The sequence below is a fragment of the Ruegeria sp. CDSA079 genome, assembly GCF_059612245.1.
In genome coordinates this window covers 178,954-200,729 of the sequence record NZ_JBXWQF010000001.1, presented here as the reverse complement: position 1 = coordinate 200,729, position 21,776 = coordinate 178,954, and the positions used below count along the sequence as shown (strand labels likewise).

The following is a 21,776-nucleotide window of genomic DNA, read 5'->3' as shown; positions in this document are numbered from 1 at the left end:
GGAACCGGCGTCTTGTTAAGGGGGGCGTGCACCAAATTGCAACCACGCAATTGTATGGGGCGCAATCTTGCGCCCGGAATAGAGAAAAAGCCGCCCCGAAGGGCGGCTTTTGCAATTGGATCACCTGAACAGCGTTACATCAGCGGGGCTTGACCCCAGATGTAGACGGCGAAAAACAGGAACAGCCAGACAACGTCAACGAAGTGCCAGTACCAGGCGGCCGCTTCGAACCCGACATGTTTCTCAGGCGTGAAATCGCCTTTGAGCGCCCGGATCAGACAGACCGACAGGAAGATGGTCCCGATGATCACATGCGCGCCGTGGAAACCGGTGGCCATGAAAAAGTTCGAATAGAACTGATCGCCACCGAATTTCCAGCCTTCATGCGCCAGCAGCTCGTAGTATTCAAAACCCTGCAGGAAGGTAAACGCGATACCCAGAGCAATACCAATTGCCAGACCCTGCACCAGCGCCTTGCGGTCATTGCCATGCACCAGCGCGTGGTGTGCCCAGGTGATGGCACAGCCTGACAGCAGCAGGACCAGAGTGTTGATCAGCGGCAAGTGGAACGGGTCAACCGCGTGGATATTTGGCTGGATGTATTCAGTGCCCGCATAGTCGTACATCGGGTACATGCGATGTTTGAAGAACGACCAGAACCAGGCGAAGAAGAACATCACCTCGGACATCACAAACAGGATGAAACCATAGCGCAAGCCGATGCGGACGACGGGTGTGTGATCGCCCTGGCGGCTTTCAACCACCACTTCGGACCACCATGCGAACATGGTGTATAGCACCGCGACCAGACCGGCCCAGAACATCCACGGCGTAATGCCATGCATCCAAAGGACGGCTCCGAACAGCATCACAAAGCCACCAACGGCTCCGATCAGAGGCCAGATCGACGGGGCCAGAATGTGATAATCGTGGTTTTTAGCGTGTGCCATCAGCGTCCCTCACCTACAGGCGTTAGTTCTTTGTTGTCTCAGCCTGCACGTCAAGGGCGGCGTAGCCCTCCGGCAGGTCAATTTCGTAGAATGTATACGACAGAGTGATCGTATGAACATACTTGGCTTCAAGATCATCGACCATTTCAGGATCGACGAAGAAAGTTACCGGCATCTCTACGCGTTCGCCGGGTTGCAGCACCTGCTCTTCAAAGCAGAAACAGGCAATTTTCTGGAAATACCCACCCGCCGAATAGGGGGCCACGTTGTACGAGGCCTGACCGGCAATCGGGCGGTCCGTCGGGTTATAAGCCTCATAAAAGGCCAAACCGGTCTCACCGATGCGCACTTCCATCTCGCGTACAACCGGCTTGAATTCCCAGGCCATGTCCTTGGCCTTGGAGGCGTCAAACCGTACGGTAATGGTGCGATCCAGAATGTCATCGGGCGCTGCTTCGGCCACACCTGTGGTGCCACCAAACCCTGTCACCCGGCAGAACCAATCGTAAAACGGCACAGAAGCCCAGGCCAGGCTGCCCATCAGAACAACCACACCGACAGTCTGGACAACCGTTTTCTGGGGGCCGGTCAACGCCATCAGTTCTGAATCTCCTGTGTTGCCATACCGAAATCCGTGCCCGACACCTTTACGACCGTCAGCCCGAAAATGATCACGATAAAGGCAGCCAGTGTCAGAGCAACGCCCAGATTGCGGCTGAAACGGCGCTGATGCAGTTCGTGGTTTTTGCTCAGACTCATGACCAGCCTCCCAGCCCATAGGGTTTCAGCAGCGCCTCAGACAGAATGGCGCCGAAATGCAAGAAGAGGTAGAGCAGCGACAATTTGAAAAAGCTGCGCTCGACCTTGAAGTTGTCGGCCTCGGAATCCTCTTCCGTCCGACGCGAGATTTGCCAAGCGCCCCGCAGGAACAGCGCGTTCAATACCAAAGCAACGGTCAGGTAAATTGGTCCACCAATGCCAGAGAACGCGGTTCCCACCGCCAGAATGGCCAGCAAAGCCGTGTAGAAAAGTATGTGTACCCGTGTGGCGCGGCGACCATGCGTGACCGTCAGCATCGGCACGCCCGCATCGTCATAGTCCGAGCGCATGAACAGAGCCAACGCCCAGAAATGCGGTGGGGTCCACATGAAGGTCAGGGCAAACATCAGCCACGGCTCAACTGACATCGACCCGGTTGCGGCGACCCAACCAATGACGGGCGGGAATGCACCTGCAGCACCGCCGATGACGATGTTCTGCGGTGTCGAACGCTTCAGCCACATCGTATACACAACGACATAGAAGAAGATGGTGAATCCCAGGAACGCGCCTGCAAACCAGTTGGTTGCAAGGCCCAGCATGATCACCGAAAGACCAGACAGCGCCAGACCGATGGCCAACGCCTCGCCCTCTTCTACTTTGCCGGACGGGATCGGGCGGCCCTTGGTGCGTTTCATCACCCGGTCGATATCCGCATCCCACCACATGTTCAAAGCGCCAGAGGCCCCACCGCCGATAGCGATGAACAGGATGGCACAGAAGCCGACAACGGGATGTACGGTAACAGGCGCCGCCAGCAATCCGACCAGCGCCGTGAAAACGACCAGAGACATCACACGCGGCTTCAGCAGGGCGAAGTAATCGCCAAAGCTGGCCTCGTCCGCCTGGGCTGTCGCGGTGCTGGCATTGATGCTTGCGTCGGTCATTTTCGGTCCTTCTGGGGCGAAAGCTGCGCGGTTCACCCGCGCAGCCTGCTTTTCATATCAGGTGGGGACTATCCCTGCCTTTAGCTCACTCAGTTCGAAGCGACCTGATAGCTTTGTGGCAGTCCCGCATATTCGTCGATCGCGCCTTGTAGCCACTGGTCATAGGCTTCTTGACTGACCACTTTGACGGTGATCGGCATATAGGCGTGATCTTTGCCACAAAGTTCCGAACACTGGCCGAAATAGATGCCTTCTTTCTCGGCTTCGAACCACAGCTCGGCCAGGCGTCCTGGCACACCGTCCTGCTTCACACCGAAGGACGGGATGGTCCAGGAATGGATCACGTCAGACGCCGTGACTTGCATCACGATGACCTTACCAACCGGAACAACAACGGCGGTATCGGTGGCCAGCAGCCATTCGTCGTCGCTGTAACCCGCGTCGGCCAGCTTGGCACGCATGGCGTCATCCAGAACAAACGGGGTCACGTCCGCATCGGCTGGGCGCGCACCTTCATCCAGGGTCGCAGGGTGGCCCAAAAGATAGCTGTCGAACGCAAAATCGTGATCGACATACTCGTAAGTCCAGTACCACTGGTTGCCGACCACCTTGATGACAATGTCGCCTTCAGGAATTTCCTGCTGCTTGAACAGAACCGGCAATGAGAACGCGCCGATGAACACCAGAATCAGGATCGGACCCAGGGTCCAGGCAATTTCGACCGGGGTATAGTGCGAGAACCCCGCCGGGGTCGGGTTTGCGCGCTTGTTGTAACGCACGATGCAGTAAATCAACAATCCGGCAACCAGCAGGCAGACGGCGGTGATGATCACCAGAATCATGCCGTCCAGACGCTGAATTCCTGTGGCAAGGCTGGTGGCTGCTGGCTGAAAACCCATGCCGCCGTCGACCGGCTTGCCAATAATCTCAAGCTCCTGAGCCATGGCGGGAAGGCTGGAGAGGGCTGTCATAAACCCTGAAAGCATCAAAGCATTCTTCATATTCTGTCCTGATCGTTTGATCTTTGCGTCCCTGGCGAAAAGGTGTGAATCGGTCGCACCTCTCCCGTTGTCTTTGGCCGCGTTAAAAACCATATTCCTTCGGGTAGATAAAGCAAAATGCTTGCGTCAAACAGACGCTATTTTTGATCTGGATCAAACCCGAAAGGTCACAACCCATGCCCGACGCCCCATTTCGCCCCTTTGAAAGCGCCCTACCGCATGATGAAGCGCTATCTATTTTGCAATCGGCGACCGCCGGGGCTGAGGACGGAGAACTGTTTGTCGAGCGTCGAAAGTCCGAGTCATTGGTGTTTGATGACGGGCGTCTGCGCACTGCTTCTTATGATGCCTCCGAGGGATTCGGCCTGCGAGCGGTCCAAGGCGAAGTCGCAGGTTACGCACATTCAACGGACGTTTCGATTCCTGCGCTGAAGCGGGCTGCTGAAACCGCGCGTCTGGCCGTTGGGGATGGCGGCGGGACGCTGGCCGAGGCACCCCGGCCCACCAACACGCGCTTCTACACAGACGATGACCCCATCGACTCTGCTGAGTTTCCGGTCAAGATCGAAACCCTGCGCGAGATCGATGCCTTTGCCCGCGATATGGATCCGCGCGTTGTGCAGGTCAGCGCAATGATTTCGGCCGCTGTTCAAGAGGTCGAGATTCTGCGCCCCGATGGCGTGATTGTGCGCGATGTGCGTCCGATGACACGCGTGAATGTTTCTGTGATCGTGGAACAGAACGGACGCCGAGAAAGCGGTTCGGCAGGTGGCGGTGGGCGCGTGGGCCTGAGCGGATTGATTGATCCGGCAGATTGGCAGGCCAAGGCCCGTGAAGCCCTGCGTGTTGCCTTGGTCAATCTGGATGCGGTCCCGGCCCCCGCAGGTGTGATGGAAGTGGCGCTTGGACCCGGCTGGCCCGGTATTCTTCTGCACGAAGCCATCGGCCACGGATTAGAGGGGGATTTCAACCGCAAGGGCAGCTCGGCCTTTGCCGGGCTGATGGGTCAGCAGATCGCCTCAAAAGGTGTAACCGTTGTGGATGACGGCACCATTGCCGATCGTCGCGGCTCGATCACCGTGGATGATGAGGGCACGCCCAGCTCTCGCACAGTGCTGATCGAAGACGGTGTCCTGACTGGCTATATGCAGGACCGCCAGAATGCGCGGCTGATGGGTGTCGCACCCACAGGCAACGGGCGGCGGCAGAGCTATGCGCACAAACCCATGCCACGCATGACCAACACGATCATGCTGGGGGGCGAGTCCGACCCTGCAGCTTTGGTCGCGGATATCAAGGACGGCATCTGGGCGGTGGGTTTCGGCGGCGGTCAGGTGGACATCACCAATGGCAAGTTCGTTTTCTCGTGCACCGAAGCCTACCGGGTCGAAAACGGCAAGATCGGCGCGCCCGTCAAAGGCGCAACGCTGATTGGTGACGGGCCATCCGCTTTGAAACGTATCCGCGGGCTCGGCAACGACATGGCGTTGGATCCTGGTATGGGCACCTGCGGAAAGGATGGGCAATGGGTACCGGTGGGCGTCGGGCAGCCGACCGTCCTGATGGATGGGATGACTGTTGGCGGCTCGGCGGCCTGAGTCGCAAAAGACTGAAAAACACGGGCACAGGGTTAACCTTGCGCCCGTGCGCCAAACCCGCAAACCGTTGAAAGATGCTTTGCTTCAAAAAAAAATAGTTTTTGGCTTCTCCATTTCTTTCAATAACTTAATGTAAGTTTGGGTAACAATTTCGGGCAAATACAGATCTAATTTTCCACGATTTACAGGCTGTTAACCCGCCTTCTTGTAAACCAGTTTTGCAACAAGGCGGAGCACCGGATGACCGAAGAGCAGCTTTCTTCCAATCACCCCCCACTCCCACCCACCACGGAAGAGGACCGGTTTTCGTGGCTTCGCCTTTTGCGTTCTCGCAAGGTTGGTCCGGCGACGTTTCGCCGACTTCTGCGGGAACATGGCTCGGCGCAGAACGCGCTGGCCGCGCTGCCCGAAATGGCACGCGCCGCCGGAATAGAAGGGTATGAAATCTGCCCCCCCGGCGTGATCGAGGCGGAGCTCAAGGCCGCAAAAGCCGCAAAAGCGCGGCTTTTGTGCCTTGGGTCCGCTGCTTTCCCATCAGCCTTGAATGATCTGAACGATGCGCCCCCGATACTGTGGGCGATCGGCAACGTTTCCCTGCTGCAACAGCCAGCAATTGCGATGGTCGGTGCGCGAAACTGTTCTTCACTTGGCGCACGAACGGCCCGAGGGTTGGCGACCGATTTAGGTGGCAAGGGACATGTGATCGTGTCTGGCCTGGCCCGTGGAATTGATACGGTAGCACATATGGCAGCCCTGACTTCCGGCACCATCGCTGTCATGGCGGGCGGCGTGGATGTGATCTACCCGGCAGAGAATACAGAACTGGCCCATGACATCGCCTCGGACGGGCTGCGCCTGTCGGAACAGCCGATGGGCGTGACACCTCAGGCCCGGCACTTCCCCCGTCGCAATCGGATCATCTCGGGCCTCGCGCAGGCTGTTGTCGTGGTCGAGGCTGCCGCCAAGTCCGGCAGCCTGATCACGGCACGCGATGCCTTGGATCAGGGGCGCGAGGTTCTGGCCGTTCCCGGTCACCCCTTTGACGCGCGGGCCGCCGGGTGCAATCTTTTGATTCGGGATGGCGCCACCCTGGTTCGGTCCGCTGAGGACGTGATTGAAGCCTTGCCGCCAAAGGACAACCTGTTTTCACGTCAACCTGAGCGGCCACCTACCGCCATCGTGCACCCCACCCAAGACTTACACATTCAAATCCTTGAACGACTTGGCCCCTCACCCATCGCAGAAGACCAGTTGTTGCGCGACATCGCGGCCTCGGCTGGTGAGCTTGGCCCCGCATTGGTCGACCTGGAACTGGAGGGGCGAATCCAGCGGCAGCCTGGGGGTCTATTGTCCCTGGCAGGCTGATTGAACCGCCCACTGGGGTCGCCGCGTCGACCCCTCTGTCGGCACGGCACCCGTAATAGTGACCTGAAATCACGTTGTTTTTCAGCCTGCAAAAGGAACGCATTGACAATTCCCGCTTGCCCCTCACATTTTGCACCACCATAGAAGGCGTCAAATTCGTCGAGCGAGGTTTCCCCTTAAATGCCTGTAGTTGTTGTAGAATCTCCGGCCAAAGCTAAAACAATCAATAAATATCTCGGCCCCGACTACACAGTTTTGGCCTCTTACGGCCATGTGCGGGACCTTCCCCCGAAGGATGGATCAGTCGATCCCGAGCATGAATTTTCCATGAAATGGGAAGTCGGCAATGACAGCCGCAAGCATGTCAAAGCCATCGCTGACGCGCTGAAAGAAGACAACGCACTGATCCTCGCCACCGACCCTGACCGCGAAGGCGAGGCGATCAGCTGGCACCTGCAGGAGGCGCTGACCAAACGCCGCTCGATCAAGAAAGATACGCCGGTCAGCCGCGTAACCTTCAATGCCATCACCAAAGAAGCCGTCACTCAGGCGATGCAGAATCCGCGTCAGGTCGACATGCCGCTGGTCGAGGCCTATCTGGCCCGCCGCGCATTGGACTATCTGGTGGGGTTCAACCTGTCGCCCGTTTTGTGGCGCAAGCTGCCCGGTGCGAAATCAGCTGGGCGCGTCCAATCGGTCTGTCTGCGCCTGATCGTCGAACGCGAGATGGAGATCGAAGCGTTCAAGCCAGTCGAATACTGGTCGGTCAAAGCACTGTTCGAGACTCCACGAGGTCAAACCTATGAGGCGAGACTGGTCACGCTGGCAGGCAAAAAGCTGGACAAACATGATCTGGCCAATGCGACCCAGGCGGAACTGGCGGTACAGGCCATCACCAGCCGCGCACTCAGCGTCACTTCGGTCGAGGCCAAGCCCGCTGCTCGAAACCCCAGCGCGCCATTCATGACGTCAACCTTGCAGCAGGAAGCAAGCCGCAAGTTCGGAATGGGTGCACGCCACGCGATGCAAGTCGCGCAGCGGCTCTATGAGGCGGGCTACATTACCTACATGCGGACCGACGGCATCGACATGGCGCCTGAGGCCGTGGTGGCAACGCGGGATGCCATCGCGGATCGTTTTGGCGCAGAATATGTTCCGGGCAGCCCGCGCATCTACAAGAACAAAGCCAAGAATGCGCAGGAAGCGCACGAGTGTATCCGCCCGACGGATATGTCCCGCGACGCCAAGGCGCTGAAAGTCACGGATGACGATCAGCGCAAGCTTTATGATCTGATCTGGAAGCGTACCATCGCCTGTCAGATGGCCGCCGCCCGTTTGGAACGGACCACCGTCGAGATTGGCAGCGACGACGGTCAGGTCGGCCTGCGCGCCACCGGTCAGGTGGTTCTGTTTGATGGCTTCATGCGCGTTTATGAAGAAGGTCGCGACGATGTGGCCGATGACGACGAAAAGCGCCTGCCGCAGATCATGCAGGGCGATCCGGCGCGTTTTGCCAAGACTTCCCTAAAGGATCAGTTTGCCAAGGCGACCAGCGACAGCGGTGACAGGGTCGCGAAAGAGGCGGTCCTGTCCGAGAACGAATCCGTTCTGGCCCTTCAACACCACACTCAACCGCCCCCGCGCTATACCGAAGCGACGCTGGTCAAGCGGATGGAAGAGCTGGGGATCGGACGGCCTTCGACCTATGCCTCGATCGTAACGACGATTCAGGACCGGGAATATGTACGCAAGGACAAGAACCGGCTGATCCCCGAGGAAAAGGGGCGGATCGTTACGATTTTCCTGCTGAATTTCTTCCGGCAATATGTCGGTTACGAATTCACCGCCAATCTGGAAGAAGAGCTGGATGACGTCAGCGCCGGGGACCGTGACTACAAGGACCTGTTGGGCAAATTCTGGCGCGATTTTTCGGCTGCAATTGGTGAGACGTCCGAGCTGCGTATTTCCGAAGTGCTGGACAAGCTGGACGAAGCACTGGCGCCGCAGTTGTATCCGCCACGCGAGGATGGATCGGATCCGAGGATTTGCCCGAAATGCGGCAACGGCCAGCTGCACCTGAAGACCTCGCGCACCGGCGGTTTCGTCGGTTGCGGCAATTACCCCGAATGCACCTATACCCGCCCCATCGCAGGTGAAGGTGCCGAAGGTGAAGAACGCTTGCTGGGTGAAGATGCAGGTGATGAGATCTGGCTGAAATCCGGTCGTTTCGGTCCTTACGTTCAGCGCGGCGAACCCACGCCCGAGAACAAGAAACCTCCACGCGCCTCTTTGCCACGTGGGTGGAGCAAGGATGACATGGATCTGGACAAGGCGCTGACGCTGCTGTCCCTGCCCCGCCAAATCGGCGAACACCCAGAGGGTGGCATGATCAGCTCGAATTTCGGGCGGTTCGGGCCATACCTGATGCATCAGCTACCAGAAGACGCGAAGCCGGTTTACGCCAATCTCAAGGATCCCAACGATGTGTTTGAGATCGGCATGAACCGCGCAGTCGAGATGCTGGCCGAAAAGCGTGCCAATCCGGGTCGCGGGCGGCGGGCGGCGGCGAAACCGCTGAAAGAATTGGGCGAGCATCCCGATGGCGGAACTATGCAGGTTCTGGACGGGCGCTATGGGCCTTATGTGAAGTGGGAAAAGGTCAACGCGACCATCCCCAAGGACATCAAGCCCGAAGACGTAACCCAGGAAATGGCCATCGAACTGGTGAATGAACGTGCCTCCAAGAAGGGCACCAAGAAAAAGGCCGCCCCTAAGAAGAAGGCAGCAGCCAAGAAGGCGGCGGAGTAGGTAGAAATACCAACACCCCCTTGGTTTCATTGACTTCCCAATGACGTGGCGGCACAACCTGCCCATCACCATGTCATTGGGGGAGTTTTCCATGAAAAAAATCTATGCCAATGCCACCGAAGCGCTCGATGGGGTGCTGACGGATGGTATGTTGATCGCCGCGGGCGGCTTTGGCCTGTGTGGCATTCCGGAACTGTTGCTTGAAGCTATAAAAGAGTCGGGCGTCAAAGACCTGAGCTTTGCATCGAACAATGCCGGTGTGGACGATTTCGGTATCGGCATCTTGCTGCAGACGAAGCAAGTCAAAAAGATGATCAGTTCGTATGTCGGCGAAAACGCTGAATTCATGCGCCAGTATCTGAGCGGTGAGTTGGAGCTGGAATTCAACCCGCAAGGAACACTGGCCGAGAGGATGCGCGCGGGTGGTGCCGGCATTCCCGGCTTCTATACCAAAACCGGTGTTGGCACCGTGATCGCCGATGGCAAGGAACATAAGGACTTCAACGGCGAGACCTACATCCTTGAAGAAGGCATCTTTGCCGATCTGGCCATCGTCAAGGCGTGGAAAGCCGACGACACAGGAAACCTCGTATTCCGCAAGACCGCCCGGAATTTCAACGTCCCTGCGGCGACCTGCGGCAAGATCTGCGTGGCAGAAGTGGAAGAGATCGTTCCGCGCGGCTCGCTCGACCCTGATTCGATTCATCTGCCCGGCATCTATGTGAATCGCATCGTTCAGGGCAGCCATGAAAAGCGCATAGAACAGCGCACCACCCGCAAGAAGGAGGAAGCATAATGCCCTGGGACCGCAATCAGATGGCCGCGCGCGCGGCAGAGGAACTGGAAGACGGCATGTATGTGAACCTCGGCATCGGTATTCCGACGCTGGTGGCCAACTATGTGGGTGACAAAGACATCACTCTGCAATCCGAGAACGGTATGCTGGGCATGGGCCCCTTCCCGTTTGAAGGCGAAGAAGACCCGGACCTGATCAATGCGGGCAAGCAGACGATCACCGAACTGTCCCGCACGGCATATTTCGACAGCGCCACATCTTTTGCCATGATCCGCGGCGGCAAAATCGCAGCAGCGATTCTGGGCGCAATGGAAGTGGATGAGAAAGGCGACCTGGCCAACTGGATGATTCCCGGCAAGCTGGTGAAAGGTATGGGCGGTGCAATGGATCTGGTCGCTGGTGTTGGCCGGGTGATCGTTGTGATGGATCACACCAACAAGCACGGCGACAGCAAGGTCCTCAAGGAATGCACCCTGCCACTGACCGGCAAAGGCGTGGTCGATCGCATCATCACCAATCTGGGTGTGCTGGATGTGGTCGAAGGTGGCCTGAAGATCGTCGAACTGGCTGATGGGGTCAGCGAAGACGAGATGCGCGCGGCTACACAAGCGACACTCGTTTCCTAAAAGAACCAAGGCCCGCCGGATCAAGGCGGGCCTTATTCAGTTTGAGGTCTGGAACACGCATCCGTCAGAAATCAGATCGGGCGGCGTGGCACACAAGGCCTTTGCGATCTGGAATGCGGCCAGAACTTTGGGCACATAATCCCGTGTTTCTGAGTACGGTGGAACGCCGCTGTGTTTGCGCACAGAACCTTCACCCGCGTTGTACCCGGCCAACACCAGAATCGGATCATTCCCGAATTCTTCCATCAGCCAGTTAAGGTATTTCACGCCCCCGGCGATGTTCTGAGCTGGCTGAAGACTGTCTTTCACACCGAAACGAGCTGCCGTGGCCGGCATGAGCTGCATAAGCCCCTGCGCGCCCGCAGAACTGATCGCATCCACCCGCCCTGCGGACTCGACCGAGATCACCGCCAGGACAAGGGCTGGTGAGACATTCGTTCCAACAGTTGAACGCAGGATCTCTTTGCCTTGCTGCTGCGCAATGTTCTGAAGCGTTTGCAGGCGGGGAGACCGCACGCTGGTAGCAGCAAGGGCAGAAATAGCCGCATCAAGGCGCCCGGCCCCGCCCTGACCGATTTCGGGCGATATCCTGTCCCAGAACGCCTTGTACGACCCTTTGGGATCACGCTTGGCTTGTGTCTCTGGTTGAACGGGTTGGGCAACTTCTGTCCGTGCGACGACATCCGGCACAGATATCTCTGCCCCTGTGCTGGGTGCTGAAGGGCGTGTCGCATGTTCTTCTGCAGTGATCTGCACCGTCACCCGGGGACGATCGCCGGGTTTGGGGGCCTTGATCCTTTTGTACACGCCGCGGGGTTCAGCCTCGGTCGCGCCAACCGATGGGGGCCCCGATAGAAGAAACGCCAGTACACCGGCGCAATGAAGTGCGGTCCGGAGAGTCATTTGCCTGCCTCATGTTTTCTTTTTAGGCGATTTGAACTCCGAATCTTCGCGCAAAGCCAGAAAAACAAAGCGAAATGGGGCAATTTCGCCTCATTTGACGCAATTTTGCATCGCCAAAGGATGAGCGAACCAGCTTAGGGAGATTTTTTTTCTTTTTATTTCAGGGCGTTACAAATTTCATGACCAAAAAGTTAAGTTGCACGAAAAAAAATCTGCGTTTGGCCCAATTCCTGCCACGCCTAACAGGCAAACATAGTCCCATACCGAGACGATCGGGAGCGGACTGAGAGAGAAAGCTCTGGAAGACGCCGAGGTTCATTAAACTTTTTTAGATCCTTTAGGAGGGACGTAACATGATCAAGTTCATCAAGAACTTCCGCAAAGACGAAGACGGCGCAGTAACAGTTGACTGGGTTGTTCTGACCGCAGCAGTCATCGGCTTGGCAGCCGTTGCATATCAGCAGATTTCGGCTGGCGCGACTGGCCTGGCAACCGATGTGAACACCGCGCTGAACGCAGCGTCGCTGAGCACCGGCAGCAACACCGCAACAGGTGGTATCACTGCTGCAGGCTCCAACTAAGCTTCTGCTTTAATAAGAATTCGAGACCGCGCCTTCTTGGCGCGGTCTTTTTTTTTGCGATGCATGACCACCCACTTGAAGTCAAAAGACTTGAGCTAGAACCAGCACGAATAGCTGGGCGCTTATCCCAAAAAGCCGCGATCCCGCATCTGTGTCTCTGCACAAAATTGCTGTCAAAAAGCGCGAAGCCCTCAACCATTCCAACAAAATCAATTTTTGGCCCGATTTCCGCCATTCGAGCGAACCAGTTATGGGTGACGCTACGGAAAACACATACGTAATAGATTGGAGAGAAAGTCATGCTCAGGTTCCTTAATCGGTTTAAGTCCGACGAAGCGGGAGCGGTGACAGTTGACTGGGTGGTATTAACCGCTGTGGTCATAGGATTGTCGGGTGCGACCTTCCTCGTCATCAGCTCAAGCGTTGACGGCATGGGCGGCAACATCAATGAGGCCATGAGTAGTTCTGTAGTCAGCACCGGCTCAAACAGCGCAGCCGGTGGCCTTGTCACAGAGGGAACCAACTAAAGCTCAGCAGGCTTACGTATTGGCCCGTTTTTCCCGACATGGTGCCGAGCTGGCTGAACAAAAAACGCTGCACCCCTCAACGGAGCAGCGTTTTTTTGACGTCTGCATTCCGGTGGAAAGCAGACAAATGGACGACATTTCTGAGCCAAATTGTGCTGAAGATAACGCGAAATCTGATAATCAGACATATTTGTCCCACATTTCGACACAATTTATGGCTAGGCATTAGGCTGTTTCAAAGCGACCTCTTGGCCGCTAAGAATTCGACCAAACAATAGAAGAGGTACTCGCATGCGAGCGGTATTCGGACTTGTCCTGATTGTCGGCGTTGCTCTGGCCGGGGGTGCTGTCTATATGGCACGCAACTATATTTCGGCCTACCAGAACGAGCTGGCCCGTCAGAGACTCGCCGCAGAAGAGGCGCTGGCCAATGCCCAGGTCGAAGTCATCCCCACGGTAACAGTTTATGTCTCGAATCGCCTGCTGAAATACGGTGAGCGTCTCACTGAAGAGGACATCCGCGCCGTGGACTGGCCGGAAAACGCGATTCCTGAGGGAACCTTTTCCGAGATCGCAGCACTGTTCCCGGAAAGCGGCCCCAATGAGCGTTTTGTTCTCAGGACAATGGAAAAAGACGAAGCGATCATGGGCGTCAAGATCACCGAACCCGGTGAAAAGGCTGGCCTGACGTCGCGCCTTGAAAAAGGAATGCGCGCCTTTGCGATCAGTGTTGACGTCGCTTCGGGCGTGTCGGGCTTTTTGCGGCCGGGTGACAATGTTGACATCTATTGGACCGGCACCAGCGGCACTGTGGAAGGCAACGGCAACGGCGGCATCACCCGTTTGATCGAAACCAGCGTTCAGCTCATTGCCGTCGACCAGACAGCCGGTTCCGACGTTGCCAACACAACCATTGCACGGACGGTTACGGTTGCAGTTACACCGGAACAGGTTGCGGCACTGGCGCAAGCTCAGAATTCCGGACGACTGTCCCTGGCACTGGTGGGTGTCGCAGATGAATCCGTTGCATCCACGATTGAAGTCGACCAGCGCAAGCTGCTTGGCATTCAAGACGCAGCCCCGGAGCCAGAGAAACAAGTCGAGCAAGTTTGCACGACCCGCATCAGACGTGGCGGCGAGATCGTAAATGTGCCCATTCCCTGCACAAACTAACGCCAATTCAGAACCTTACAAGATCAGAGCCGCGCCGTGTGCGCGGCTCTTTTCTTTGTGAATGTTGCCATTTCTCCACATAAGGAAAATTCCGGAAACCATTGATTATTGCAATAAATTCGGATTTCGCGCAGTCTCCTTCCCCATAGGGCATAAGACCCAAAAAACGAGGCGTGATCGGAGAGGCAGGTCACATGACATTACGTTCCTGGATCAGCGCAACCCTGCTGGGGTTGACGCTTGTAGCAAGTCCTGTCGGAGATTCCGCCTGGGCTGAAACTTTGCGTGTGGTGAAGAAGGGCACGGTGGAAACACTTGATGTCCCTATGAATCGCGCGATCGTCGTTGAAAGCGAGCAACCCTTTGCAGAGCTCAGCATTGCCAACGCGGGCATTGCAGATATCTCATCCCTTTCGGACCGGACCATTTACGTTCTGGGTAAGGCCCCGGGCCTGACGACACTGACCCTGTTTGACGGGGCCGGCAACCTGTTGGCCAACGTCCGGGTGCGAGTCTCGCCCGATGTTTCAGAATTCAAGGAACGTCTGCGTCAGATTCTTCCCGATGAACCAATCGAAGTTCGTACCGCCAATGATGGCATCGTGTTGTCTGGAACGATTTCAAGCGCGGCCAAGCTGGCACGCGCGCTGGAATTGGCTGAACGCTATGCTCCTGAGCGCGTTTCGAATCTGATGTCGGTCGGTGGCGTTCAGCAGGTCATGCTGAAAGTACGCTTTGCGGAAATGAACCGCTCCGTCGCCAAAAGCCTGACAGCATCGCTTGGTTTCAGCGGTGGAGACGTAACTGGTGGTTTCAACTCGCTCAACAACCAGTTTTCACTTAACAACGCTCTCGCAAACAACATCCCGGCCGTGCAAACAAACACTGGAGCGATTCTGTTCGGGTTTGGCGCTGGTTCGACGCAGGTTCGCTTGTTGCTAGAAGCGCTTGAAAGCAAAGGTCTGGCCCGCAGCTTGGCTGAACCCAATCTGTCGGCCCTATCTGGGCAGGAAGCAACGTTTTTGGCGGGTGGCGAGGTTCCGATTCCCGTGCCGCAGGATGACGGTGTCGTAGCCATCGAGTACAAGGCGTTCGGTGTCGAGATAGATTTCATCCCTCGCGTTGTAGATGGCGACCTGATCAACCTTGAAATGGGAACAGCAGTTTCAAGTATTGATCAAAGCTCAGATTTTACAATCAACGGGGATTCCGTTCCCAGCTTCATCACCCGTCGAACCACGACCACGATCGAGTTGCGCGATGGTGAAAGCTTTGCCATTGCAGGGCTCATTCAGGATGATTTTGCAGATCTGAGCAATCAGGTGCCGTGGCTAGGCGATGTACCGGTTCTGGGTGCTTTGTTCCGCAGTTCCAACTATCAGCGGCAACAGAGCGAACTTGTGATTATCATCACTGCGCACCTAGTTACGCCGACACGTGGAGAGGCACTTGCCCTTCCGACCGACCGAGTCAAACCGCCCAGCGAATTTGACCTGTTCGTCAATGGCAGGGTAGCGCGGACGCAGCGTGCTGGCGCCGGAGGGGCATCAGAAGTTGCACGGCAAGACTTCGGCAGTTCCTACGGCTATGTCCTAGATTGATCAGGAGGATCGGACCAATGCAAAAGTGGATCATCACACTGGGTCTTACGGTCGCTGTCGCCGCATGTACGCGCGAGGCCGGATACGAGATCGATGCTGGAACATTCGGCAACGCAACATTGAACAACATCCAGGTACAGAACGGCGAACTGACATATGCTCAGATTCTCGGCCGCCGCTTTGCCGCAGATGTGCCAAGTCAGGTCAACTTTGCGTTCAATAGTTCGCAACTGGACGCATCGGCCCAACGTGTTCTGTTGCAACAAGCCGACTGGATCAAACAGTTCCCCGAAGCGCGATTCCGTGTTTACGGGCATACGGATGCGGTGGGATCGACCAGCTACAACAAAAGCCTGGGTATGCGCCGCGCGCAGGCAGTCGTGGCTTTCCTTGAACGGCAGGGTATCTCACGTTCACGCCTTGAAGCAGTCGTGTCCTTTGGCAAAACACAACCGTTGATCGCAACACCGAACCGGGACCGCCGCAATCGCAGAACGGTAACTGAGGTTTCAGGTTTCGTTGACCGCAACCCGCAATTGCTGGACGGTAAATACGCCGAAGTAATTTACCGCGAATATGTCGAAAGCGCGACTTGGAAAAGTACGATTGAACAGGTTACAGCGACAGAGGGCGCTGACGCGGGTCAATAATACGCACGAAATGGGCGACATCGTCGCCCATTTCCCTACAATTGGTTCTTTTGCGCCCAATTCTCGCCCAACTTCAAAGCGATTTTGTGAACAATAGGGTGACCTGCGGCCAAATTTGACCGTATCGGGGCGACAGCACATCAAACTGGCGGATTTCGTTCATATGACATGCTGAGCCCTCACGACGAGGATAATGTTTATGACCAGCGCGACGCCGCAAGATGACAATACTGCAATTTTGGCCTGCACCATCAGCCGGGATGTCCAGAATTTCGATCTTTTGATCGAAGATATGGAAGCCATTTTAGGCGAACGATGGGGTGACCTGGGATTTGCAGAAGCATTGGCCTTTTTCAGCCAACCCGAAGCCGAAACACTTGAGTTTGTCGCGTTGGCGATCGATGGCGAAGATGAAGACAACCTCTCTTTGATGGGTGAGATCATCACTCAGGCCAAAGAGAAGAAAATCAAAGTTGTTCTAATTGCTGAAGACGTCACTCCCGCCTCGCTGCATCAATTGCTGCGCAAGGGCGCTGACGAGTTTGTCCCCTACCCCTTGCCTGAAGGCGAGTTGCAGGAAGCCATCGAGCGTATGAAGCAACCCGATCCGGTTGCCATGGCCCAGGCCGCTGCGGTCCCCCTTGCAAAAGGGGATTCGAAAGAAGGCGCGTTGTTTGTCGTTCAGGGACTGGCCGGCGGCGTCGGTTCTACCACCATGGCCGTCAATCTGGCCTGGGAACTTTCCTGTGTGTCCGACAAGGATGCCCCCACTGTCTGTTTGATCGACCTCGATCTGCAGTACGGTACTGTTTCCACGTATCTGGATCTGCCACGTCGCGAAACAGTGTTTGAAATGTTGTCGGACACCGATTCGATGGACAGCGAGGTGTTCTCGCAAGCCCTTCAAACATATGAAGAAAAGCTTCAAGTCCTGACATCGCCTTCCGACATGGTGCCGCTGGATCTTATCACACCTGAAGATATCCAGCGCGTCATCGACATGGCGCGCACGCATTTCGATTATGTCATTGTCGACATGCCCAAAACGCTGGTCCTGTGGTCCGAGACGGTCTTGCAGGCGGCGCACGTGTATTTTGCCATGATTGAGTTGGATATGCGATCTGCACAGAACGCTCTGCGCCTTAAGCGCGCTCTGCAGGCCGAGGAACTGCCCTTCAACAAATTGCGTTTCGCGCTGAACCGGGCGCCAAAGTTCACCGACTTGAATGGGAAAAGCCGCGTAAAGCGAATGGGCGAAAGCTTGGGGATCTCAATCGACCTGCAATTGCCCGACGGGGGCAAGCCAGTCATGCAAAGTGGCGACCACGGTCTGCCATTGGCAAATTCTGCCGCCAAGAACCCGTTGCGCCGGGAAATCGCCAAGTTAGCGAAATCGCTTCACAGCCTTGGTAGCAGCAGCGCCGAAGAAGCAGCTTAACATCTTCGCAAAGGGGTACCTGCCGTGTTTTCAAGATATAAAAAACAGCCCGCTGCACAGCCGGTTAAAGCTCCGGCAAAAGCCACTGAACCGGCATCGCCCGTCGCAGAGGCTGCGCCCACAACAACGGCAGTTGCACGCAAACCCCATAAGAAGAAAGTTGGCGAGTTCGCCGGATCTGACCGTGATCGCAAGCGTAAAGAGCGGCTGGGCGAGATCAAAATCGAACTCCACCGGGAATTGTTGGAAAACCTGAACCTTGCCGCTTTGGAAAACGCTGGCGAAGCTGAATTGCGTGCAGAAATTAGCGCAATCGCAAGCGAGGTTCTGGAAACAAGAAACATTGTCCTTAACCGAGAAGACCGGTCGCAGCTGAACAAAGAGCTGTATGACGAAGTGACCGGCCTCGGCCCGCTTGAAGCTCTGCTCCAGGACGATACGGTCAACGATATTCTTGTGAACGGCCCGCAACAGATCTTTGTGGAACGTGAAGGTAAGCTGGAACTCAGCGACATTACCTTCAAGGATGAAAAGCACCTGATGCGGATCATCGACAAGATCGTGTCTGCCGTGGGCCGTCGTGTTGATGAATCAAACCCTTATGTTGACGCCCGTCTGGCTGATGGGTCGCGTTTCAACGCCATGGTGCCCCCGGTTGCGGTTGACGGCTCTCTGGTTTCGATTCGTAAGTTCAAAAAAGACAAGCTGGGCATCGACGACCTGGTCAATTTCGGTGCATTCACCGAAGAAATGGCCGCGTATTTGCAAGCGGCGGTCTCGACCCGTCTGAACGTGATCGTATCTGGCGGTACCGGTTCTGGTAAAACCACCACGCTTAACGCCCTGTCCAGCTTTATCGACGATGCCGAACGTATCCTGACCATCGAGGACACGGCGGAACTTCAGCTGCAACAGACCCACGTGGGCCGGATGGAAAGCCGCCCGCCCAACGTCGAAGGCAAAGGTGAAGTCAGCCCTCGCGACTGCTTGAAAAACGCCCTGCGTATGCGCCCCGACCGCATTATCGTGGGCGAGACTCGTGGCGCCGAGGTGATCGACATGTTGCAGGCCATGAACACGGGCCACGACGGTTCGATGACCACGATCCACGCCAACTCGGCGCGTGACGGGATTTCGCGTCTCGAGAACATGATCGCGATGGCCGGGATCGAAATGCCGATCAAAGCAGTGCGCAGTCAAATCTCGTCCGCTGTGAACCTGATCGTGCAGGCCAGCCGCTTGCAGGACGGTTCGCGCCGCATGACCTCAATCACCGAGATCACCGGCATGGAAGGCGACGTCATATCAATGCAGGAAATCTTTCGTTTTCAACGTGTTGGCCTGACACCGGACAACAAGATTATCGGACATTTCACAGCAACCGGCGTGCGCAGCCACTATTCGGAACGCTTCCGTCTGTGGGGCTTTGACCTGCCAGCGTCGATCTACGACCCAACCGCAATGTAGGAGAACCGGGTATGCAATTGCCTATGGAGGTGATCATCTATGTCGCCATCTTTGTGGGGGTCCTTGCCCTGGTCGAAGGCATCTATCTTGTCGCCTTCGGCAAATCCATCAGCCTGAACAGCCGGGTTAACCGACGTCTGGACATGCTGGAAAAGGGTGCCGGGCGCGAACAGGTGCTGGAGCAGCTGCGCAAGGAAATGCAGCAGCATATGAAATCGCAGAGCATCCCTCTGTATTCGTTGCTTGCTGACAAGGCGCAAAAGGCGGCAATTGCGTTCTCTCCACGCCAACTGATCATGATTATGGCCCTGGTGTCTGGGATGGCCTTTGTCGGCCTAAGCATCGGCACCGCGACGGACACGACTCTGCGCATCGCGATTTCCATCGCCATCGGCATCGGTGGCGTCTATGCCTGGGTCAACCACAAAGCCAAGAAACGTATGGGCATGATTGAAGAACAGCTGCCGGATGCGGTTGAACTGATGGTACGCTCTCTGCGCGTCGGAAACCCGTTTGTTTCGACAATTCAAGTGGTTGCAAACGAAGTCCAAGACCCTTTGGGCACTGAGTTCGGCGTTATCGCCGACGAATGTGCCTATGGCCGCGAGGTCGGCGAGGCGCTGAAAGACATGGCTGAACGCCTGGACAATCAGGATTTGCGTTTCTTGGCCGTGGCTGTGGGCATTCAACAACAATCAGGCGGTAACCTAGCTGAGATTCTGGCAGGTTTGGCACAGGTGATCCGCGCGCGCTTCCGCCTGTTCCGCCGCGTGAAAGCCATCACTGCCGAAGCGCAGTGGTCAGGCAAGTTCCTGTCCGGCTTTCCTGTCGCCTGTTTGATTTTCATCTTGGTCAAAGACCCTGGATACTACGACGACGTTATGGACCACCCTTGGTTTATCCCCGCGTGTTTCGTCGTCGGCATACTTCTGACGCTGAACCTGATCGTCATGAAGATCATCACCAACATCAAGGTCTGAGGAAAGCCAATGGAATTTCTGACGCGCATCAATGACCTTTTGACCCAGAACCTGGGTGAATTCGGACCCCTCATAGCTGTAGGCGTCCTCGGCTTGCTTCTGATTATCGTGGCCGTGTTGCTGATGGTGAATCAGCCTGAAGACCCGCTGAAGAAGCTGCAGAGGTCGAACGCCGCCCCTAAAAGGCAGCCCAAGGACAAGAAAGAGCGTCTGCGCAATTCCGGCCGCAACGAACAACTTGAGAAATTCGCGAACTTCCTTGAGCCCAAGAACGAGGAGGAGTATTCGGCGGTCGAGCTGAAGCTGCGTCAGGCCGGGTACCGATCAAAGGACTCGGTGCGTTTCTTTCATTTTGCGCAGTTTGCGCTGGGGATTGCTGGCATCATGGTTGGCATTCTCTTGATCACAGTTCTGGCCGGTGATCAGGAGTTCACCGGTCAACAGATGATGATCCGGGTGTTTGTTCCCGCCGCAATTGGCTATTTTGCCCCCAAGTACTGGATCACACGCCGCGTGGCCGAGCGGCAGGAAGCGATCACCGCAGGCTTTCCGGACACGCTTGACCTGATGTTGGTCTGCGTCGAAGCCGGACAATCTCTGGATCAGGCCATCGTGCGTGTCGCCAGCGAAATGAGTTCCTCTTACCCGGAAATTGCCCAGGAGTTCGAAATCGTCGCCCACGAAATGAAGGCTGGTAAGGACAAAGATAATGTTCTGCGGGACTTTGGCACGCGGTGCGGGGTGCAGGATGTGACCTCTTTTGTAACCGTGATGATCCAATCGGCCACATTCGGTACATCGATTGCCGAAGCTCTGCGGGTTTATGCCGGCGAGATGCGCGATAAACGGGTCATGCGCGCCGAAGAGGCTGCGAACAAGTTGCCGACCAAGATGACTCTTGTCACAATGATGCTGACAGTGCCGCCACTGCTGATCATTCTGGTCGGTCCGTCGGCAAACGTCATTTCGAGTTTTGGTCGCTAGGGCGGATAGAACCCTATGAAAGCTGAATTCAGGTGCTTCCCTGTGGGGTTTCGCCGTATCCTCAAAGCCACCATGGTTTGCGCCGTGGTGGCTTCCTGCACGGAAGGGGTGTCCCCCGATGCACTGGATGCGCCAGGCGTCGATAATAAGGGGCAAGCTGAAGACAGCATAACGGTCGGAAACAGGTTGATGGCCGCCGGGGAATACGAACTGGCATTGGAATCCTTTTCCCGCGCGGCACTGGATCAGGGTATGACAACGCAGGTCCTGACCTCTTTGGGAACAGCCAATCTTGGCTTGCGGCGCTTAGGCCAGGCTGAAAAACTCCTGCGACGCGCGGTCGAAGATGAGCCGGATTGGCCCGTCGCCTGGAACAATCTCGGCGTCCTGTTGATGGAAAAACAGGAATACCCCGAGGCCGCGCAGGTTTTTCAAAGGGCATTTGCACTGGACAATGGCGAAAGTGACGCAATCCGGGACAATCTGCGCTTAGCTCTCGCAAAAATGGAAAATCCTGTTAATACTGCTCCTCAAGAACAAGAATACACACTGGAACAGCAGGGCGACGGGCAATTTACGCTCCGCAAGATCCAGAATTGAGGAAAGAGCAGTAAAGGACGCA

General features: G+C 56.3%; 21 protein-coding genes. 15 read left to right on the top strand and 6 right to left on the bottom strand.

Features of this window, described 5'->3' with window-relative positions; all coding sequences use genetic code 11:
- Window positions 1-134: 134 nt before the first annotated feature.
- The 5 genes from AC2FJZ_RS00950 to coxB all read right to left on the bottom strand — a co-directional run bounded on the left by AC2FJZ_RS00950 (window position 135) and on the right by coxB (window position 3,657).
- Entirely contained in the window at window positions 135-950 is an 816-nt protein-coding gene (locus tag AC2FJZ_RS00950; protein ID WP_496775757.1) for a cytochrome c oxidase subunit 3, read from the bottom strand.
- Between the two features lie 22 nt (window positions 951-972).
- Window positions 973-1,548: a cytochrome c oxidase assembly protein gene (locus AC2FJZ_RS00945; RefSeq protein ID WP_050603195.1), complete on the bottom strand. Its 576-nt coding sequence runs from the start codon at window positions 1,546-1,548 to the stop codon at window positions 973-975.
- On the bottom strand, window positions 1,548-1,709 hold the full coding sequence (locus AC2FJZ_RS00940) for a cytochrome c oxidase system small membrane protein (protein ID WP_172677862.1): 162 nt from the start codon (window positions 1,707-1,709) through the stop codon (window positions 1,548-1,550). The genes AC2FJZ_RS00945 and AC2FJZ_RS00940 overlap by 1 nt, the downstream gene beginning before the upstream one ends.
- Window positions 1,706-2,656 carry a heme o synthase gene (cyoE, locus tag AC2FJZ_RS00935; protein WP_496667519.1) on the bottom strand — a complete coding sequence of 317 codons (951 nt, stop codon included), beginning with the start codon at window positions 2,654-2,656 and terminating at the stop codon, window positions 1,706-1,708. Before cyoE ends, AC2FJZ_RS00940 begins: the two co-directional genes overlap by 4 nt.
- 89 nt (window positions 2,657-2,745) lie before the next feature.
- Complete coding sequence (coxB, locus tag AC2FJZ_RS00930; protein ID WP_050603360.1) at window positions 2,746-3,657, bottom strand: cytochrome c oxidase subunit II; 912 nt, start codon at window positions 3,655-3,657, stop codon at window positions 2,746-2,748.
- A gap of 176 nt (window positions 3,658-3,833) precedes the next feature.
- Here coxB and tldD point away from each other — a divergent pair, with 176 nt between their 5' ends.
- The 5 genes from tldD to AC2FJZ_RS00905 all read left to right on the top strand — a co-directional run bounded on the left by tldD (window position 3,834) and on the right by AC2FJZ_RS00905 (window position 10,850).
- Window positions 3,834-5,255, top strand: a complete 1,422-nt coding sequence (gene tldD, locus AC2FJZ_RS00925; RefSeq protein ID WP_496775755.1) for a metalloprotease TldD — start codon at window positions 3,834-3,836, stop codon at window positions 5,253-5,255.
- A 240-nt stretch (window positions 5,256-5,495) separates the two neighbouring features.
- Window positions 5,496-6,620 carry a DNA-processing protein DprA gene (gene dprA, locus AC2FJZ_RS00920; RefSeq protein WP_496775754.1) on the top strand — a complete coding sequence of 375 codons (1,125 nt, stop codon included), beginning with the start codon at window positions 5,496-5,498 and terminating at the stop codon, window positions 6,618-6,620.
- 180 nt (window positions 6,621-6,800) lie between these two features.
- Window positions 6,801-9,428, top strand: coding sequence for a type I DNA topoisomerase (topA, locus tag AC2FJZ_RS00915; RefSeq protein WP_496775753.1), 2,628 nt, complete (start codon window positions 6,801-6,803; stop codon window positions 9,426-9,428).
- Between the two features lie 91 nt (window positions 9,429-9,519).
- On the top strand, window positions 9,520-10,224 hold the full coding sequence (locus AC2FJZ_RS00910) for a CoA transferase subunit A (protein WP_050603358.1): 705 nt from the start codon (window positions 9,520-9,522) through the stop codon (window positions 10,222-10,224).
- On the top strand, window positions 10,224-10,850 hold the full coding sequence (locus AC2FJZ_RS00905; protein WP_050603192.1) for a 3-oxoacid CoA-transferase subunit B: 627 nt from the start codon (window positions 10,224-10,226) through the stop codon (window positions 10,848-10,850). Before AC2FJZ_RS00910 ends, AC2FJZ_RS00905 begins: the two co-directional genes overlap by 1 nt.
- A 36-nt stretch (window positions 10,851-10,886) precedes the next feature.
- Here AC2FJZ_RS00905 and AC2FJZ_RS00900 read toward each other — a convergent pair whose 3' ends face one another.
- Window positions 10,887-11,753, bottom strand: a complete 867-nt coding sequence (locus AC2FJZ_RS00900) for a lytic transglycosylase domain-containing protein (protein ID WP_496775751.1) — start codon at window positions 11,751-11,753, stop codon at window positions 10,887-10,889.
- A 353-nt stretch (window positions 11,754-12,106) separates the two neighbouring features.
- Here AC2FJZ_RS00900 and AC2FJZ_RS00895 point away from each other — a divergent pair, with 353 nt between their 5' ends.
- The 10 genes from AC2FJZ_RS00895 to AC2FJZ_RS00850 all read left to right on the top strand — a co-directional run bounded on the left by AC2FJZ_RS00895 (window position 12,107) and on the right by AC2FJZ_RS00850 (window position 21,754).
- Entirely contained in the window at window positions 12,107-12,334 is a 228-nt protein-coding gene (locus tag AC2FJZ_RS00895; RefSeq protein WP_496667523.1) for a Flp family type IVb pilin, read from the top strand.
- Between the two features lie 299 nt (window positions 12,335-12,633).
- A complete protein-coding gene (locus tag AC2FJZ_RS00890) occupies window positions 12,634-12,861 on the top strand; it encodes a hypothetical protein (RefSeq protein ID WP_050603189.1) in 228 nt (75 codons plus the stop codon).
- Window positions 12,862-13,152: 291 nt separating this feature from the next.
- Complete coding sequence (cpaB, locus tag AC2FJZ_RS00885; protein WP_496667524.1) at window positions 13,153-14,034, top strand: Flp pilus assembly protein CpaB; 882 nt, start codon at window positions 13,153-13,155, stop codon at window positions 14,032-14,034.
- 194 nt (window positions 14,035-14,228) lie between these two features.
- The gene (locus AC2FJZ_RS00880) at window positions 14,229-15,635 is read left to right on the top strand and encodes a type II and III secretion system protein family protein (protein ID WP_050603187.1); all 1,407 of its coding nucleotides are present in this window, start codon (window positions 14,229-14,231) and stop codon (window positions 15,633-15,635) included.
- Window positions 15,636-15,652: 17 nt separating this feature from the next.
- Complete coding sequence (locus tag AC2FJZ_RS00875) at window positions 15,653-16,285, top strand: OmpA family protein (protein WP_050603186.1); 633 nt, start codon at window positions 15,653-15,655, stop codon at window positions 16,283-16,285.
- A gap of 199 nt (window positions 16,286-16,484) precedes the next feature.
- Window positions 16,485-17,723: a CpaE/TadZ family protein gene (locus AC2FJZ_RS00870; RefSeq protein WP_050603357.1), complete on the top strand. Its 1,239-nt coding sequence runs from the start codon at window positions 16,485-16,487 to the stop codon at window positions 17,721-17,723.
- Window positions 17,724-17,747: 24 nt separating this feature from the next.
- Entirely contained in the window at window positions 17,748-19,190 is a 1,443-nt protein-coding gene (locus AC2FJZ_RS00865; RefSeq protein ID WP_496775750.1) for a TadA family conjugal transfer-associated ATPase, read from the top strand.
- A gap of 11 nt (window positions 19,191-19,201) precedes the next feature.
- Window positions 19,202-20,170 carry a type II secretion system F family protein gene (locus tag AC2FJZ_RS00860; RefSeq protein ID WP_496667526.1) on the top strand — a complete coding sequence of 323 codons (969 nt, stop codon included), beginning with the start codon at window positions 19,202-19,204 and terminating at the stop codon, window positions 20,168-20,170.
- A 9-nt stretch (window positions 20,171-20,179) separates the two neighbouring features.
- Window positions 20,180-21,154 (top strand): type II secretion system F family protein, encoded by a 975-nt coding sequence (locus AC2FJZ_RS00855; RefSeq protein WP_050603183.1) that lies wholly within the window; start codon window positions 20,180-20,182, stop codon window positions 21,152-21,154.
- 15 nt (window positions 21,155-21,169) lie between these two features.
- The gene (locus AC2FJZ_RS00850) at window positions 21,170-21,754 is read left to right on the top strand and encodes a tetratricopeptide repeat protein (protein WP_496667527.1); all 585 of its coding nucleotides are present in this window, start codon (window positions 21,170-21,172) and stop codon (window positions 21,752-21,754) included.
- The last annotated feature ends 22 nt before the right edge of the window (window positions 21,755-21,776 follow it).

What these genes read in the sequence shown, in the direction of transcription:
- AC2FJZ_RS00890 (WP_050603189.1), top strand. Translation starts at nt 12,634, where the DNA reads ATGCTCAGGTTCCTTAATCGGTTTAAGTCCGACGAAGCGGGAGCGGTG.
- AC2FJZ_RS00860 (WP_496667526.1), top strand. Translation starts at nt 19,202, where the DNA reads ATGCAATTGCCTATGGAGGTGATCATCTATGTCGCCATCTTTGTGGGG.
- AC2FJZ_RS00870 (WP_050603357.1), top strand. Translation starts at nt 16,485, where the DNA reads ATGACCAGCGCGACGCCGCAAGATGACAATACTGCAATTTTGGCCTGC.
- AC2FJZ_RS00940 (WP_172677862.1), bottom strand. Translation starts at nt 1,709, where the DNA reads ATGAGTCTGAGCAAAAACCACGAACTGCATCAGCGCCGTTTCAGCCGC.
- AC2FJZ_RS00910 (WP_050603358.1), top strand. Translation starts at nt 9,520, where the DNA reads ATGAAAAAAATCTATGCCAATGCCACCGAAGCGCTCGATGGGGTGCTG.
- topA (WP_496775753.1), top strand. Translation starts at nt 6,801, where the DNA reads ATGCCTGTAGTTGTTGTAGAATCTCCGGCCAAAGCTAAAACAATCAAT.
- AC2FJZ_RS00850 (WP_496667527.1), top strand. Translation starts at nt 21,170, where the DNA reads ATGAAAGCTGAATTCAGGTGCTTCCCTGTGGGGTTTCGCCGTATCCTC.
- AC2FJZ_RS00895 (WP_496667523.1), top strand. Translation starts at nt 12,107, where the DNA reads ATGATCAAGTTCATCAAGAACTTCCGCAAAGACGAAGACGGCGCAGTA.
- cyoE (WP_496667519.1), bottom strand. Translation starts at nt 2,656, where the DNA reads ATGACCGACGCAAGCATCAATGCCAGCACCGCGACAGCCCAGGCGGAC.
- AC2FJZ_RS00900 (WP_496775751.1), bottom strand. Translation starts at nt 11,753, where the DNA reads ATGACTCTCCGGACCGCACTTCATTGCGCCGGTGTACTGGCGTTTCTT.
- cpaB (WP_496667524.1), top strand. Translation starts at nt 13,153, where the DNA reads ATGCGAGCGGTATTCGGACTTGTCCTGATTGTCGGCGTTGCTCTGGCC.
- tldD (WP_496775755.1), top strand. Translation starts at nt 3,834, where the DNA reads ATGCCCGACGCCCCATTTCGCCCCTTTGAAAGCGCCCTACCGCATGAT.
- AC2FJZ_RS00855 (WP_050603183.1), top strand. Translation starts at nt 20,180, where the DNA reads ATGGAATTTCTGACGCGCATCAATGACCTTTTGACCCAGAACCTGGGT.
- AC2FJZ_RS00950 (WP_496775757.1), bottom strand. Translation starts at nt 950, where the DNA reads ATGGCACACGCTAAAAACCACGATTATCACATTCTGGCCCCGTCGATC.
- coxB (WP_050603360.1), bottom strand. Translation starts at nt 3,657, where the DNA reads ATGAAGAATGCTTTGATGCTTTCAGGGTTTATGACAGCCCTCTCCAGC.
- AC2FJZ_RS00905 (WP_050603192.1), top strand. Translation starts at nt 10,224, where the DNA reads ATGCCCTGGGACCGCAATCAGATGGCCGCGCGCGCGGCAGAGGAACTG.
- AC2FJZ_RS00945 (WP_050603195.1), bottom strand. Translation starts at nt 1,548, where the DNA reads ATGGCGTTGACCGGCCCCCAGAAAACGGTTGTCCAGACTGTCGGTGTG.
- dprA (WP_496775754.1), top strand. Translation starts at nt 5,496, where the DNA reads ATGACCGAAGAGCAGCTTTCTTCCAATCACCCCCCACTCCCACCCACC.
- AC2FJZ_RS00880 (WP_050603187.1), top strand. Translation starts at nt 14,229, where the DNA reads ATGACATTACGTTCCTGGATCAGCGCAACCCTGCTGGGGTTGACGCTT.
- AC2FJZ_RS00875 (WP_050603186.1), top strand. Translation starts at nt 15,653, where the DNA reads ATGCAAAAGTGGATCATCACACTGGGTCTTACGGTCGCTGTCGCCGCA.